Raw genomic sequence first — 15,765 nt, forward strand, 5'->3', positions numbered from 1 at the left:
TCTACTTTTACTCTTTAATAAATTCCTTCGTGCTTCTTACTGTATCAATTGGACGAACTAATTTTTCAATTTCTTCACGTTTTGGCTCTAGGAACGGAGGTAATGATAATTTTTCGCCAAGTGTTTCGTATGGCTCATCTCCCATAAATCCTGGGCCATCTGTTGCAAATTCAAATAAGATTTGTGGTGCAACTCTTGCGTATAATGACTCGAAGAAGTGACGATTTACATATCCAGATGACGGAAGACCAACGCTACCTATTCTCTCAATCCATTCTTCTAATACAGCACGATCTTCTACGCGGAATGCGGCATGGTGCACTGTACCAAAACCTTGTTGTGCTTCTGGAAGAACCGTATTATGTTCTACAATGACAGAAGCACCGTTTCCGCCTTCGTTTACTTCAAATAAATAGAATTCTCCTTCTTGCGCAATCTCTTTAAATAATAGAACTTTTTCTAACACTTCTTTAAAGAAACTAAAGTTTGAAATGCGGATAAATACAGGGCCTAAGCCAGTAATTGCATATTCTAATGGAACTGGACCGTTTTGCCACGGTGTACCTGATTCTATCCCGTTATCTAATTCATCTGAGATTAATTGATAGTGTTGATCATCAAAGTCAACGAAAGAAAGAGTTTTCTTACCAAATTGCTCTTTAATGCCTGTATGTTCCACTTCAAGACGGTCAAAGCGTTTCACCCAATACGCTAACGCTGCGTCAGTTGGAACACGGAATGAAGTTTTTGAAATTTCATTTGTACCGTGTACTCCTTTTGGAACACCTGGGAAGTCAAAGAATGTCATATCTGTTCCTGCACTACCTTTATCATCTGCAAAGAATAAATGGTACGTTTGAATATCATCTTGGTTTACTGTTTTTTTAACTAAACGCATTCCTAACACGTGAGTGAAAAACTCATAGTTCTTTTCTGCACTACTTGTAATTGCTGTAACGTGGTGAATTCCTTTTAATTGGTTCATTTTATATTCCTCCAATGGGTTTTTAAATTTATATTTTCTCTTCTATTACTTCTCTTCAATAGGTGCTAATTTCGCTTCAATTTCTGCTCGCTGATCTTCTAAGAACGGCGGTAAATCAAGTTTTTCTCCTAAATGCTCTACATCTCCATCAACTGTAAATCCTGGTCCATCTGTCGCAATTTCAAATAAGATTCCGTTTGATTCACGGAAGTATAAGCTTTTAAAGTAGAAACGGTCGATAATGCCTGAAGAATGGAAACCTTTTTGTATTACCTGTTCTTCCCAGTAAGCAAGCTCTGCATCGTTCTTTACACGAATTGCTAAATGATGAATGCTACCGCGGCCTGGCTTTTCAGTAGGACCATCTAAATATTTCACAACGATTTCTCCAAAAGCTTCTCCTTTAATAGATTGGAAAATCGCTTCTTCGCCATTTCGGCTAACCTCTGTATAACCAAATATATCTGTTAATGTACTCGCCAGTTTATCAAGTCTACGCACTGTCATTTCCACAGAACCCATTCCTTGAATTTGATGCTGTGCAGGAACTTCTGATTTCTCCCAAGTTTCCCAGTGCTCTACTTTCTCCCCATTTGAAACGAGTAGCACGAGACGAAGACCTTCAGCATCCTCAAATTGCAAAGCAGGACGATTTGCATATGTTGTTATTTCACTATGTTTCACATCAAATTTCTCAAATCGTTCTTTCCAGTAATGTAAGCTTTCCTCTGACGGAACGAGTAATCCAATTCGAGTAATTGCATTCGTACCACGGTATGTTTTTCCTACTAAAGGCATTTCAAAAAATGATAATTCTGTACCTGGACTTCCTGTTCTATCTCCGTAAAATAAGTGATACATGGACGGATCATCTTGGTTTACCGTCATTTTCACACGACGTAAACCAAGCACGTTTTTATAAAAATGGTTATTCTCACTTCCGTTTTTCGTAACCATTGAAATATGATGATGACCTTTAATTTCATACATTGATAATTCCTCCGTTTTCATTTTACTAGTCAAGTGATACCTAAAAAATAATATGCTTCTTAGCTTTTCAATTTTTTCTCATTATATTTTTGTAAATTCATCTTAGTTTTTACTGCATAAGTTACTTCGTTTTTTTAATCGAAAGCAACTGAGTATATGTTTTTCATATGACTCAATCACTTTCGTTACTATCACTTTACAGCTCAAGTGATTAAAAAGCAAGTTATTTATCTCAAATTCGAGATATTTTTTATTGCATAACATTTTGAACTGGAGAATGATAAATTTCTATATGGGATAGCCTCATAAAAATGTGGATTTACAACGCTAAGTCTTTTATAAACTTTTCCTTACGTTTTCATGTATCCATTTCCGCATCAGCTGTAACATCCCTCTAACATAATTATTATCATATCTCTTCCTTCTAATTGGAGCGGAATTTAATAAGAGTGATGCGAACACTCCATCTTCCAATCCGTTTCCCACTCTATTTGTTCATCCGAACGAAACTGAAGAGTTGCTTTAAAGATTGGAAAACGTGCTTCAGCTCCCCTAAATAGGAAGTAAGTATGTATCACGTTTATGATGATTTGAGCAAGGGGATACTGCAAAAGTGTTGCAATGAAGGGGAATATAAAATAAGAAGATCAATCTAGAAAAACTATCTAGTTTGATCTTCTATTATTTTATTTCTCATTAATACATTTTTACCCTTAAAATAAAACTATCAACGGGTGGATTATTCTTTATATCCTCAAAATCAGGTCTAATTTTAAAGTCAAATTCATTTGTTATTTCGCTCAATGAATAAAGGTTTGTTCCATCTACACTTGTATGTGGGGCAATATATCCTCTTTGATCCCAATTCCCTTTGAAATCTGATGGTATTGTACTTTTTCCGTTTTGTTCTATTTTAGCCCCAGGTGCACCGGAAAAAATAGTTTGGTTTGTAGTGTTATTAATTGTGTACTTCACACGAACTATATTATCAGCTTGTTCAACTTTATGAACTGTAACAATAATCCCATGTTGTTCTAAAGTTACACTTGTAGCAGATTGCTCTTGATTTTGATTAGGTTTTTGTTGATTATTGTTTGAATTATTATTCGAGTTATTATTACTATTATTAGTGCCCCATTCATTATTTGTATTAGTGTTATTATTACCACTAGAATTGTTTGCGTTGCTGTTATTGTTATTATTGCCATTAGAGTTATTTGCATTGCCGTTACTGTTATTATTGCCATTAGAGTTATTTGCATTGCTGTTATTGTTATTATTGCCATTAGAGTTATTTGCATTGCCGTTACTGTTATTATTGCCATTAGAGTTGTTTGAACTACTATTATTGTTATTATTGCTTGAATCATTATTATTATTGTTTTGTTGTTTACTAGATTCAGCGTTTGTTTTTTCTTTGTTATCAGTTACACCACAAGCTGCCATAGAAAATGCTAATCCAGTTGCTAATAAAATTTTCCCCGATTTTTTCTTCAAATATTTCATGGTATTTTTGTCTCTCCCTCTTCAAATCCTATTGTCATTTAAAAAATACTAGACCTTTCTAAAATAATCCAAAAATCCCCTTCATATGTATGTAATTTTACAAGAAGTTACCATTATAGTCAAAGTTATTTGTATAATTAGAAACTTAAATCAATTAGGTGCATATTAAAAAAGAAAGAACCAAAAAAATTTCACGTGAAATGTAACTTATATAATCTTAGCTTGATGGAGATGGGGATCACCCACCTTGTAATGAAAATATACTTTAAACAAATTTCAACATAAAATTTGGCTGTTATTTTTAGACCTGTTGTAAAGGCTGAAGGGATTCTAGCTTTAATATCTGTCATATTCTATCGACACTCAACTAAAAAGTTGATATGCTCCCATTCTAGTGGCAAGATATGTTTTATTAGTTCTTCGTTACACCCATGCGTACTTCTTAACTATTTTATCCCGCTTTAATGGGCAGTAAGACCCCCACCTCAAAATTCAGCGAAAGCAAAGAATTTAGGTGGGGGATCAACTGCCCATAAAAGTCCGATTGGTTCAACTAATAATCAGTAGGGGATGAAGAAAACCCCCACTGATTAAAGTTTCACTTTATTTCATTTTCAATAAAAAACAGCCCCACTAAGCTTATTAACACTTAATGAGGCCATTTGATTCACATTATTAATTATGGAACGTCGGTTTATAGAACGAACGATTATCAAGTGCAAAGACACGCTCTGTGTATTCACCTGGTTTTGTGCGTCCTAATGCGCGGTCCATCATGTTCATTTTTGCATCTAAGTTATCGATGTAGTGCAGAATTTCTGCTTCTTTTACTAATGGTGGTTTTGGGCTACCCCATTCTGCTTTTCCGTGGTGAGAAAGGACGATGTGTTGAAGAATTAATACTTCTTCTGCATCGATTTGTAGCTCGTCTGCTGCTTTACCAATTTCGTTCACCATAATAGAAATGTGGCCTAGTAAATTTCCTTCTAACGTGTATGTTGTGGAAATTGGACCAGATAATTCGATTACTTTACCAAGGTCATGTAAAATAACGCCTGCATATAGTAAGTCTTTATCTAACGATGGGTACAGTGCAGAAATTGCTTTCGCAAGATCTAACATTGATACAACGTGATAAGCTAGTCCAGATACGAACTCGTGATGATTTTTCGTCGCTGCTGGATATTCTAAAAATTCGTTTTGATGCTTATTTAACAAATGTCTTGTTAGACGCTGAATGTTCGGGTTTCTCATTTCAAATATGTATTGCGTAATTTTTTCAACCATATCTTCTTTTTTCACTGGGGCTTTTTCTACGAAATCCGAGATATCTGTTACTTCATTTTCATTCGCAACACGGATTTGTTTCACACGTAATTGAATACGTCCTTTGTAGTTTAAAATATCACCAGCTACTTTAACGATTGTTTCTGCTACATATTGTTTCTCAACTTCTGGCGATACGTCCCATAGCTTCGCTTCAATATCTCCACTTGGATCTTGTAAAATTACTGTTAAAAATGGTTTTCCATTGCTTGCTAAACCTTTTGTCGCTGTTTTAATTAACAAGAAAACATCGACTTGTTCACCAACTTCATATTCTGCAATTTTCTTTTTCATTCGAATTCCTCCACCATATCAATTACTTTTAGTATAGCACACTACAACTCATTTTCTTTACGCTTACGCACTAATTTTATAATCTGTTTTTCTGTAAAATACGTTAGTAAATGCGCATGACATGTAAAGAAGATGACTTGTCTATCTTTCGCAATTTCCTTTATTAGTTCAATCGTACGATTCGTCCTTACCGCATCAAAATGTACAAAACTATCATCAATAATAAATGGATAATCATGCTCAAACGTTTTCGCTAACGCAAATCGTAACGATAAATATAACTGCTCTGCTGTCGCTTGGCTTAGTTCATGACTGTAAAAACGCATACCGTCATTACGCTCAACGATGAACGGTTCTGCCTCTGACGGTGAAAAGATTTTACTATATCGTCCGCCTGTTAAATAGACGAAATACTCTTCTGATTTTTGTAAAATACGAGGAAGATGTACTTCATGATAATATTGCTTCGTTTTCGTTAATACTGTCTTCGCGGCCGCATAAGCAGCCCACTTCTTCACTTGTTCACGCACTTGCGCTTTTTTCATTTCCCATTCGTGCAGTAAATCACCGTACGTACTACCTTCTTCTAAATTCGCGATTTCCATACGATGTTTCGCAATACGCTCTGTCAGTTCTTTCTCTTTCATAAGACAATTTTGCGCAGCTGTCATTTCTTGCTTTAATTTTTCATCATAACCGTCAGCCTCATAATGTTCAGCTAATGATAAACTCGTTAAACGCTGTTCTAACAGATCAATTTGCGGTAATAAACGCCCGACTTGCTGCTCAGCATCTTCACGTTTTTCTGCCAGTTTACCTGCTTCTAAAAACATCTCTTCATCTGTAGAATGTGCGATATGCCATAAACTATCTCTTTCTACTAACAGTTGTTTCAATTGCTCTTGCATGAACTCATATTCTTCTTGCCATTCCACAAGCTTCTCTTTTAACTGCTTACAAGTTTGGCGCTTTTCTTTCTCATTTTGCATACGGCTTTGCGCCTCGTGCAGCTTACTATATTCCGCACTACCGATAACAGTTTCTAGTTTATGTTCAAATTGCGAAATCATTTCATATAATGAAGATTTCCGCTCATTTTGTTTCTCTAACTCGCGATATAATTGCTGCATTTTTTCCATACGCTCAAACGCCGGCAATATGTGTGCATACGTATAAAATTCAGGGAACATATAGCGCACTTTATACACATTTACTTGTTCGCTAATGCGGAACGTTTCTCTCTCCCATTCCTCATACGATGAAACGACTTTATCATAAGCTCGCTCCATTTGCTGTAACTTATACGACTCACGCTCAAATAATTTACGTATCTCTTCATCTTTTTCTAATTGATAACGAACTGACATTGCTTCTTCACTTTGTCTCCCACCAGCACTTTGCTGAAGAGTAAGAAGCTCTTCTTGTAATCCACTTGACAGATCTTTATATAAAACAAGGGCAAGAACAATCCCTACAAAAACAATGACACTAATAAATAAGAGCGGGCGGTTGTCTATAAATAAGCTTGTGAATAAAACGCCTGTGTTAATAAGAAGTAACAGAAGACAAACTCTTTGCCACTGTTTTTTCTTTTGCACTGCCGCTCCTGCCTTCTCTTCATACTTGCGCTTCATTCTCTCTGCGCCCATACCGATAAACGCCGCATCTTGGAATGACTTTTCTTTCTCAACTAGCGTATTTCGTTCTTCATCCGCTAACATTTGGTGCTTAACCTGTCTTATGTTTTCTTCTTGTTCTTCTAATTGCTCCTGCGCTACTTTGAAACGATCGTCAAGCTGTACTTTTTGCGTTTCTAGTTCGCGCGCCTTTTGCACCGTTTGCGTAATTAACTCTTTCGTTGCCAAACTCATATCAAACGAAAGAACTGTTTCTTTTTCAAAAGTAGCACCAATTTGTTGCTCTAATTCTGTCAGTTCTTCTTTTATATTCGTAATCGTTCCTGTTATATCACGCATTTCTTGGCGTGCATTTTCGTAAGACATATGCTGCATACGAAGTTCTTCTACATAACTTTCTTTTTGTAAAAATTCTTCATCTATTTGAATCGATTCAATTTCCGTTTGCACACTCTCTATTTTCTTATGGAGTGAATCCACTTGTAATTGAAGCGGCTCTATCTTCGCCTTAATCGCTTCATAGCGCGCCATCCCGTTTACAGGAAACTGCCCGCTCTCGTTTTCTAACACTTTCTCATGCGCACGCTTTTCAATAACGAGAGGCTCTAGCACTGCTAATATTTCATAATCTTGCTTTCGCTTTTCTGCACTCTCTTTTTCCGCACGAACAAAAGCTAGCTGCTCTTCACTTTCTTTTAACTGCTCCACTTGCTTTTCATACGTGCCAATTTTCCCTTGCCACTCTTTCATCTTCTCTTCAAGCTTCTTCATCTCTTGCAGTGATACGTTAATTTCTGGTTTACGTCCACTCGGCTTAAAGCGCTGATCCATTTCTTTTTCTAGCTTTTTATCTAGCTGTAATAACGCATCGCTTCCAACTGCGCTTGCTGAAAATAAATAATTTCCGATATCCGCTTCGCCTAGCTGATGAATATTTTGAAGACCGTGCATATCAAATGAAAAGACAGATTCAAATAAACTTTCATTCATCCCGCTTAATATATCGTGTAAAATTTCCTCGTTGCCCGTTTTCCCGTCTTCAAAATACACGGTCACCTCACCAGCTGCCGTCTTTGGCAACCGTTCAATTTTCAAACGGCCGTACTTCTCTGTTTGCACAGTCATCGTACCGCCATACTTGCCGCCTTCTTTCGGCTCATAACGGCGCTGTCCTCTCGTTGGAAAACCGAATAAAATACTTTTCATAAATGAGCGAATTGTCGATTTCCCCGCTTCATTTTCACCGTATAACACTGTCAGCATTGACAGATCCATTTCCACATTTTCTAATTTTCCGTACCCATAAATATGGAGTTTTTCAATTCTCATTTCTTATCCCTCTCTTGCTGGAATAATTGCTCTAAAATAATATTTTCTGCTTCCTTTTGAATCTCTTTCTTCTCTTCTTCTGTAAAAGACTCAATACTATTACGCGCTACAGGAGATGTCCAAATACTGCGCAATACGCCGTCCATATTGGTGAAAGCTTCTAGCTCTTTTAGCACACTACCGACGAAATGATTTTCCTCTTTCAAACGCTCGATTTCCGCAAAAGAAACCGTCTCATTTTTCCACTTCATCGCATATACGAAGTCTTTTCGCTCTTCGCCAGCTGCTAAAATATGAAAAATCTCTTCCACACGTTTTTCATCACGTAAATAAGGAGAGAGTGGTCCCTGCCCTGTAAATACGACAGTAAGTAGCGTCCCTTCCTCTTCTCTTCGGCACTCATTCATCGCACTCGATGCGCTCGTCATAAGTTCATCAACAGTTTCAAGTCCATCAATATTCACTTCTATCTCATCCCACACAACATCTGCCGTATGGAAAAATGAAGTATGCGTTCCTTGTTTCGTAAGTTCAATAAGGTACGCGCCCTTCTCTCCAGTTTCCTTACGATGACGCCCTTGTATATTACCTGGATAAATAATGTACGGCTCTTCTGATAAAATTTCACGTTTATGTATATGACCAAGAGCCCAATAATCAAACTGCTTTTCTTTCAGCTCACGAATTTGAAACGGTGCATAACGATTATGCTCTGCATCTCCTTCCACACTTCCGTGAAGCATACCAATATGAAAAGGCGCATCACTCATTTTCGTATACTGCGCTGTCATATTATCCGTTACCGCTTGCTGCAAATAACTAAACCCGTAAATAGAAGCTAATAACTCACCATTTTTATAAAATGATTTCTCTTCTACATAAGGCTCCGTAAACACATGAACATTTTCCGGAAACTCAATTGCTGCCCAGCTTCCCCCTAAATGATCGTGGTTACCGTGAATAATAAAAATAGGGATATCATACTGCGACAGTCTCTTCATTTGCTCGCGCACAAACACTTGCGCTCTCAAACTTCTCGTCTCCGCATCATACAAATCCCCGGCTAGTAATACGAAATCAACGCGCTCTTGAATCGCTTTATCAACAATACGCTCGAACGATTCAAACGTACTCTGCTTCATTCTCTCCCAAACAGACTGCGGTACATTCATCCCCATTCCTTTAAACGGACTATCCAAATGCAAATCAGCCGCATGTATAAACTTCACTTGTTTCACAAATAACGATCCTTTCTATATTTCAAAAGTTTCATTTTATCAATATTAAAATTGCTGAAAACTAATAATCATCGGGAATGAATAACTCCCCGATGATTAAAGTTTCACTTTATTGTAACACGCAATGTCATATATTTCTTTGCATATTCTAGCGATTTATGCCAAAATAGTTATAAGATTCTGATTTTTATTATTGGAGGGAATTTTCATGGGAGTATACGTTCTAACAGTCTTTGAAAAAGATGGTTCTAAAGTATTAGACGAATCATTCGAGGCGGCAACTGAAAAAGAAGCGAAAGCAAAAGGTGAATCTATTTTACAAGAAAAAGGATTGTATGGAAAAACACATCGCTGCACATCTTCTGCAGGTAAGCTCGTTTTATTCCAGCGCTAAAAAAAGAAGCGTCATCCGCTTCTTTTTCACTCTACTATATCTTCGTCACACCACGTAAACACCACATCTAGAATGCGATTACCGATACGTACGCGCTTATTCCATTTTCCTGTTTGGATCTGATGTTGCAATTCTGCTTTCATCTTTTCCGTCCAGTCGTGAATCGTTTCACTACCGTCGTACGGATATACGCTCGGAAACTCTTCCTGCAGTAGATGCAAGCTCTCTGCATCAAAATGAAAATGGAAGAAGTAGTTTGCTGTAAGCGATGGTTCTTGCAATCGTAAAAAATGATCATCAACTTGCTTTCTATTCCTATAGAAAGTAAAGATATTCACTTTACCGCTCGTAATTTGGTCAATTTGAATTTCGTGCTTCTCTATAATCACGTCTTGCCCACCTCGTTATATACTATCCTTAGTATATATGTCTTTTGCAACAAAGTTAACCATTTTCGAGCGAAATTCATTTCCTTCATTATATTACCTGTACCTCCATATGCAATCAGAACAAATAAAAACAAAGTTGAAGGGGAGCGATCACATGTATTTCGGAAGCAAAGGTTGGTATGTAAAAGAACTTAAAAAATTAGGTATCCGTACTTACGAAGGTAAAAAACTAGAATCATATCGTACGCATGTGTTATCTAGTTTACTTGAGAGAATGAAGAAGGCTTCGGCTTAATAAAAAATAGAAGAAGCTACTTTTAAAGTAGCTTCTTGCTTTTGAAAACTTCAATTACGATTTTAATTATTTCTTGTTTTTTTCTTTTATCTTTTCAACTTCACTTTTTATATCCTCAGATACAGCCACATCTATATTCCCTTTATACTTCTTGTATTCCTGAAATAACATATTTGCATTTTGGTTAAATGTCATTAGAGTCCCACTAGGTGATTCAGTTTGTTCCTTTAAAGATGTAATAGTTCCATACATTTTTTTGTATTCATCATAAAGCTCTTTATATTTATCTGGATTTTCTTTTGCAGCTTCAGAAACAGTTTTTAATTGCCCTTCCATATCATTATATATTACAGATGCTTGGGAGATTATTGTATCATTTGATTTTTTCTTAGCATTTACAGCTATATTAAAATCTCGGCGATCATCAATAGCTTTAGACCAGGCTTGTGAATATTGTGGTAAAACAAGATCAGCAACAAATCCCATTAGTTCGATATTATTATAAAATTCCACTGCTGCTTGAACATAACTAGCTTCACGCTTCTTTTTTTCCTCGGCTTCTTTAGCGTTTTGTTGTAATACGTTCATACTCACAAGAGCTATGATGATTACAATAACACCTAAAATTCCTCCGATTACCTTTTTGTTCATGCCGATTCCTCCATTTATGCGTAATTGTATTTGTGAAGGCAAAATAAAAGCACTCATCCGAGTGCCTTTAACTATTTAACTATTCAACTTTTAATTTAATTTCTTTTCCTGTCATACCGCCACGAGCTTTTAAAACTAATCCTTGTGCGTCAGCGGGAACATCGAAGATAATTTTACCTGTTTGAGATAAACCAGGGTTAAGTTGTTTTAAGAAGAAATCAGACTGACCGCCGTTACCTACATCAAAAGCTGTTTGGGCTTGTGTAGAGTAAGTAAACTCACGATCTTTATTATCAACTAATTTGAAGCTGTTAGCATCAACAGTGATAGCATCTTTTTGATTGTTTGTAACTGTAACTTCAACTACTTTAAACATACCTTGTGCTTTTTCTTTTAAATATTCGCCACCTACAGAATCTACAGATTCAACAGACCCTACAGCGATTTTAACGTTAGAAGACTCACCTTCTTTAGCCACTGGAGCTGTAGTTTCTTGCTTTGATTCAGTAGAAGACTGTTCTTTCTTATCATCTCCACCACCTAATGATGCTGCAATGATACCTAGTACGATTAAACCGATAAACCCTAAACACCCAAACTTAAATATTTTACCCATTAAACAGTTCCTCCAATAACAATATGTAAGATTTACAAAAATCATAATATCAGATGACCCGTTTTTATTGTGTCGTATTTTGTCGAACAGAAAAAATAAAAAAACGAAATTCCAAGGGATATTTCGTTTTTTTACTTTTATATGGATGGAAAAGCACCTTTTAATGACAAAAAACTCTTGTTTCCTTTCTATAACTGTAAATTTTTCCATTTTTCATCGAACTATTTCTGTACGTTTCCTTTTATACATTTAACAAAATAAGCACTCTACCAAAAGTGCTATAATAAACCCAATCAAACTAAGGGGGCACATTTATCTTGCACGGAAAACACATTCAATTTCACAAGTTTGGTAACCCAAAAGATGTATTACAAGTTGAATATAAAAATATAGAACCATTAAAAGATAATGAAGTTTTAGTTCGTATGTTAGTTAGGCCGATTAATCCATCTGACTTAATTCCAGTAACCGGAGCGTACGCACATAGAATCCCTTTACCTAGCATACCTGGTTATGAAGGTGTTGGCATTGTAGAAGATGTTGGCTCTTTCGTTTCTAGAGACCTTATCGGTAAACGTGTTTTACCGTTACGCGGAGATGGTACCTGGCAAGAGTTCGTTACAACATCAGCTGACTTTGTAGTCCCTATCCCTGATTCTATCGATGATTTTACAGCGGCACAAATGTATATTAATCCCCTTACAGCTTGGGTTACATGTACAGAAACACTAAATTTAAAACAGGATGACGTTTTATTAGTGAACGCTTGTGGATCCGCTATTGGTCATCTTTTTGCTCAGTTATCACAAATTTTAAACTTCCGATTAATTGCTGTTACAAGAAATAATAAGCATACAGAAGAATTACTACGCCTTGGTGCTGAGTATGTAATTGATACCTCCACTGCCCCGCTTTATGAAACAGTTATGGAATTAACAAACGGGCTCGGTGCAGATGCTGCGATTGACTCTATCGGAGGAACAGATGGAAATGAATTAGCTTTTTCCTTACGTCCAAACGGGCACTTTTTAACAATTGGTCTTCTATCAGGAATACAAGTGAACTGGGCAGAGATTGTCACGAAAGCAAAAGTGCACGCGAACATATTTCATTTACGACATTGGAATAAAGAAGTATCACCATATAAATGGCAAGAAACGTTTCGTCACTTAATTCGCTTAGTGGAAAACAAACAATTACATTTTATGAAAGTCCATTCTACGTATGACTTAGCAGATGTGAAAAGTGCGGTTGATGTTGTGCAGTCTGCTGAGAAAACGAAAGGGAAAGTGTTTTTGACGAGCTATTAAATGCAATTGAAGGATCTATTTTGATTGATTTTTTCAAAATAGATTTTTTTATGTCTTATAAACCCTATTTTAGTATCCCATTTCAACTACCTAAAAAATAACATTGTCAACCGAACTTAAATTGGTTATCATAAAAACGAATATAACAGGAGATGAGCAGATGAATATGAACGAAAAGAAATCTTTTTCAAAAGTTTCTCGGCGGAAATTAGTCGATGAAGTGTTGGAACGTCTACAAGAGAAAATCTTTTCTGGCGAGTATGAAGTTGGTGATCGCCTCCCTACAGAGCCGCAGTTAATGGAAGAGTTAGGGGTAGGACGTTCAACACTGCGAGAAAGCATAAAGATATTAGTACATGCTGGCATATTAGAAGTTCGACAAGGACAAGGTACTCGTATTGTCTCACTCAATACAACGCAAGATTCATTTGAAAAACGACTGCAAGCAGCTAATATAAATCATGTGTATGAAGCACGAAATATGTTAGATAAAGAAGTGGCGATGTTAGCGGCACAGCGCCGAAGCGACGAGGATCTTTTATACTTAAAAGGACATTTGAATAAAAGAAAACATGCCCTTCAAGAAGGAAATTATGTAGCATACATAGATGCAGACATTCAGTTTCATCTAGCCATTGCAAAGGCGAGCAAAAACGAAGTTCTACTTGATTTGTATCAATCTTTCGTACCTGCCCTTCGCCACATTTTAAGCCAATTCATATTAAATACAGTGGACTATGAAGATAACTCTGACATTCATGAAAAGTTATTCCAAGCTATTTTTAAACAAAATGCCGAAGAGGCACGAACATACGCCGTTCAAAATTTGGAGCTGAAATAAGCTCCTTATCTATTACACACAAACATCAGATGATATACCGAATAACATCTGATGTTTAAGAGAGGAGAAAATGAAATTGAAACATCAAGAACGAACTTATTTATATATACTAGCACTATTTTTTGTTTCTATTAATTTACGTATCGGAATTACATCTGTTTCACCTGTATTAGAAACAATCCGACAAGACTTAAATATAAGCAATTTTTCCGTTAGCTTTTTAACAGCTATTCCTGTTTTTTGTATGGGGACATTCGCCTTACTGACTGGGAAGGTAATTAAAAAATACGGGGCCGAAAAATCAATTATGGCTTGTCTTATTTTAATTGGCTTGGCAACATGTATGAGAGCTTTTACCTTTCCTATTTCCACATTATTCACAAGCTCTTTATTTATCGGTATTGGAATTGCACTTGCAGGCCCGTTACTATCAGGGTTTATTAAAGAAAAATTCCCTACGAAAATCGGCTTAATGATTGGCATATATTCAGTAGGTATGGGAACTGGTGCTTCTTTAAGTGCAGGGTTAACGATTCCTTTACAACATGTATTAAAAGACGATTGGAATATGGCACTCGCTTTTTGGGGTGTACTTACTATTATCGCTATTATGTTTTGGTATCCCGTTATGAAACGAAAAAAGAATACGAGTACACAAAATAAAAAGAATAATAGCTTACCTTTAAGAAATAAAAAAGCATGGTTGTTCACAATCTTTTTCGGGATACAATCAGGAATCTTTTATTCCATTACGACTTGGCTTGCGCCGGCAAATCAAAGTATGGGTGTGAGTAGCGAACAAGCGGGGACTCTTATAACTGTTTTTACAGTGATTCAAATGATATGCAGCTTTTTAATTCCAACATTAGCAGATATTTATAAAAACAGAGCACTTTGGTTATTAGGGAGTATATGCTTTGTACTCGTAGGTTTATCGCTTATGATTTACCCATTAACTACACCATGGGTCCCTTCTATTTTACTAGGTATCGGGCTCGGCGGCGTATTTCCACTCGCTCTTATGCTACCGCTATATGAAACAAAAACTTCAGAAGATGCGAGTGCATGGACTGCTATGATGCAATCAGGAGGATATATTATGGGCGGATTCATTCCTGTCCTAGCAGGAATCGCTCGTGACTATTTTAATAGTTATACGCAAGTTTTTATTATAATGGCACTTTTAAGCTTCCTTTTATTCCCATTAACTTTAGTCATGAATAAAAGGAATAGAAATGCAGAAGATCTTGTCTCCGCTTAAATTTAAAATGTTAATATATGGTATAATTTAATTAAAAAGCGAAAGGAGCTTCTAACATGTGGTTCATTTCGGCAATCGCGCCTGTTGTAATAGTTGGTGGAATTGTAGTATTTGTAATTAAAAGATTGGAACATAAATATAAGAACGGAAAATTAGGTAAGAAAAAATCTCAAAAAGCTCAACTGTTATTAGATAGTTTAATACCTATGGGAATGCTTGTCGGCTGTATGATCGGTTTAATTTTCGGTATGTTTTTCCTGGACTTCTCACTGCTTTCCATTAGTTTAGGGTCTGGAATAGGCTATTTATTTGGTTATTTCGCCTATGAAATTTATAGCAAGACAGGAAATAATTTTTCATAATCCAAAAGAAATAAGTGAGGACAGTACATAGTAGTCATATACAATATGTACTGTCCTTTATTTTTGCATCAACGTTATCACCTTACCTTCCACATCCTATACACCTTTTTTATTGATTTTCCTCTCCTCCCTCTTTTGTATATCCGCTTTTTTATTTTCATTGGATCTATACCCATAGTAAAGTAGAGCACATGTAATAACTGAACCTACAATATATCCTAAAAAACATCCTAACCAAAACATAATGTAACCCCCTCTATTCATTATAAATTTTATGTAATACAACTCTTTACATGCTCAATCGTTTATTTCTATAAACTATACACCCTCTAAAGTTATTC

Annotated in this window: 16 protein-coding genes; 6 read left to right on the forward strand and 10 right to left on the reverse strand. The window is 36.1% G+C overall.

Annotated features, from left to right (window positions below):
- Positions 1–7 precede the first annotated feature (7 nt).
- The 6 genes from DT250_RS29035 to DT250_RS29060 form a co-directional block, all read right to left on the reverse strand.
- The gene (locus DT250_RS29035; RefSeq protein ID WP_088080549.1) at positions 8–985 is read right to left on the reverse strand and encodes a ring-cleaving dioxygenase; all 978 of its coding nucleotides are present in this window, start codon (positions 983–985) and stop codon (positions 8–10) included.
- A gap of 45 nt (positions 986–1,030) precedes the next feature.
- Complete coding sequence (locus tag DT250_RS29040) at positions 1,031–1,975, reverse strand: ring-cleaving dioxygenase (protein ID WP_149214185.1); 945 nt, start codon at positions 1,973–1,975, stop codon at positions 1,031–1,033.
- Positions 1,976–2,671: 696 nt separating this feature from the next.
- Positions 2,672–3,481 (reverse strand): hypothetical protein, encoded by an 810-nt coding sequence (locus DT250_RS29045; RefSeq protein WP_149214186.1) that lies wholly within the window; start codon positions 3,479–3,481, stop codon positions 2,672–2,674.
- 675 nt (positions 3,482–4,156) lie between these two features.
- Complete coding sequence (gene yhaM / locus DT250_RS29050) at positions 4,157–5,101, reverse strand: 3'-5' exoribonuclease YhaM (protein WP_000726648.1); 945 nt, start codon at positions 5,099–5,101, stop codon at positions 4,157–4,159.
- Between the two features lie 41 nt (positions 5,102–5,142).
- Positions 5,143–8,067 (reverse strand): ATP-binding protein, encoded by a 2,925-nt coding sequence (locus DT250_RS29055; RefSeq protein ID WP_149214187.1) that lies wholly within the window; start codon positions 8,065–8,067, stop codon positions 5,143–5,145.
- Positions 8,064–9,305, reverse strand: a complete 1,242-nt coding sequence (locus DT250_RS29060) for a metallophosphoesterase family protein (protein ID WP_149214188.1) — start codon at positions 9,303–9,305, stop codon at positions 8,064–8,066. Before DT250_RS29060 ends, DT250_RS29055 begins: the two co-directional genes overlap by 4 nt.
- A 208-nt stretch (positions 9,306–9,513) precedes the next feature.
- On the opposite strand from DT250_RS29060, the gene DT250_RS29065 reads away from it, so the two are divergent.
- Positions 9,514–9,699 carry a YhzD family protein gene (locus DT250_RS29065; RefSeq protein WP_149214189.1) on the forward strand — a complete coding sequence of 62 codons (186 nt, stop codon included), beginning with the start codon at positions 9,514–9,516 and terminating at the stop codon, positions 9,697–9,699.
- A 26-nt stretch (positions 9,700–9,725) separates the two neighbouring features.
- Here the strand turns inward: DT250_RS29065 and DT250_RS29070 are convergent, their stop codons facing one another.
- Complete coding sequence (locus DT250_RS29070; RefSeq protein WP_016136590.1) at positions 9,726–10,088, reverse strand: hypothetical protein; 363 nt, start codon at positions 10,086–10,088, stop codon at positions 9,726–9,728.
- A gap of 154 nt (positions 10,089–10,242) precedes the next feature.
- Between DT250_RS29070 and DT250_RS29075 the strand changes: the two genes are divergently transcribed.
- A complete protein-coding gene (locus DT250_RS29075) occupies positions 10,243–10,383 on the forward strand; it encodes a YflJ family protein (protein ID WP_000273536.1) in 141 nt (46 codons plus the stop codon).
- Positions 10,384–10,449: 66 nt separating this feature from the next.
- Here DT250_RS29075 and DT250_RS29080 read toward each other — a convergent pair whose 3' ends face one another.
- Entirely contained in the window at positions 10,450–11,034 is a 585-nt protein-coding gene (locus DT250_RS29080) for a hypothetical protein (protein WP_149214190.1), read from the reverse strand.
- Positions 11,035–11,113: 79 nt separating this feature from the next.
- Positions 11,114–11,650 carry a DUF4352 domain-containing protein gene (locus tag DT250_RS29085; protein ID WP_149214191.1) on the reverse strand — a complete coding sequence of 179 codons (537 nt, stop codon included), beginning with the start codon at positions 11,648–11,650 and terminating at the stop codon, positions 11,114–11,116.
- A 317-nt stretch (positions 11,651–11,967) separates the two neighbouring features.
- On the opposite strand from DT250_RS29085, the gene DT250_RS29090 reads away from it, so the two are divergent.
- The 4 genes from DT250_RS29090 to DT250_RS29105 all read left to right on the forward strand — a co-directional run bounded on the left by DT250_RS29090 (position 11,968) and on the right by DT250_RS29105 (position 15,424).
- Complete coding sequence (locus DT250_RS29090; protein ID WP_149214192.1) at positions 11,968–12,960, forward strand: zinc-dependent alcohol dehydrogenase family protein; 993 nt, start codon at positions 11,968–11,970, stop codon at positions 12,958–12,960.
- 160 nt (positions 12,961–13,120) lie between these two features.
- Complete coding sequence (locus DT250_RS29095; protein ID WP_088121492.1) at positions 13,121–13,801, forward strand: FadR/GntR family transcriptional regulator; 681 nt, start codon at positions 13,121–13,123, stop codon at positions 13,799–13,801.
- A gap of 70 nt (positions 13,802–13,871) precedes the next feature.
- Entirely contained in the window at positions 13,872–15,062 is a 1,191-nt protein-coding gene (locus DT250_RS29100) for an MFS transporter (protein WP_149214193.1), read from the forward strand.
- Positions 15,063–15,118: 56 nt separating this feature from the next.
- Positions 15,119–15,424 carry a hypothetical protein gene (locus DT250_RS29105; protein WP_088610007.1) on the forward strand — a complete coding sequence of 102 codons (306 nt, stop codon included), beginning with the start codon at positions 15,119–15,121 and terminating at the stop codon, positions 15,422–15,424.
- Positions 15,425–15,520: 96 nt separating this feature from the next.
- Here the strand turns inward: DT250_RS29105 and DT250_RS31920 are convergent, their stop codons facing one another.
- Positions 15,521–15,667 (reverse strand): hypothetical protein, encoded by a 147-nt coding sequence (locus DT250_RS31920; RefSeq protein WP_000498635.1) that lies wholly within the window; start codon positions 15,665–15,667, stop codon positions 15,521–15,523.
- Positions 15,668–15,765 lie beyond the last annotated feature (98 nt).

This window comes from Bacillus sp. AR2-1 (assembly GCF_008368755.1).
GTDB lineage: Bacteria > Bacillota > Bacilli > Bacillales > Bacillaceae_G > Bacillus_A > Bacillus_A wiedmannii.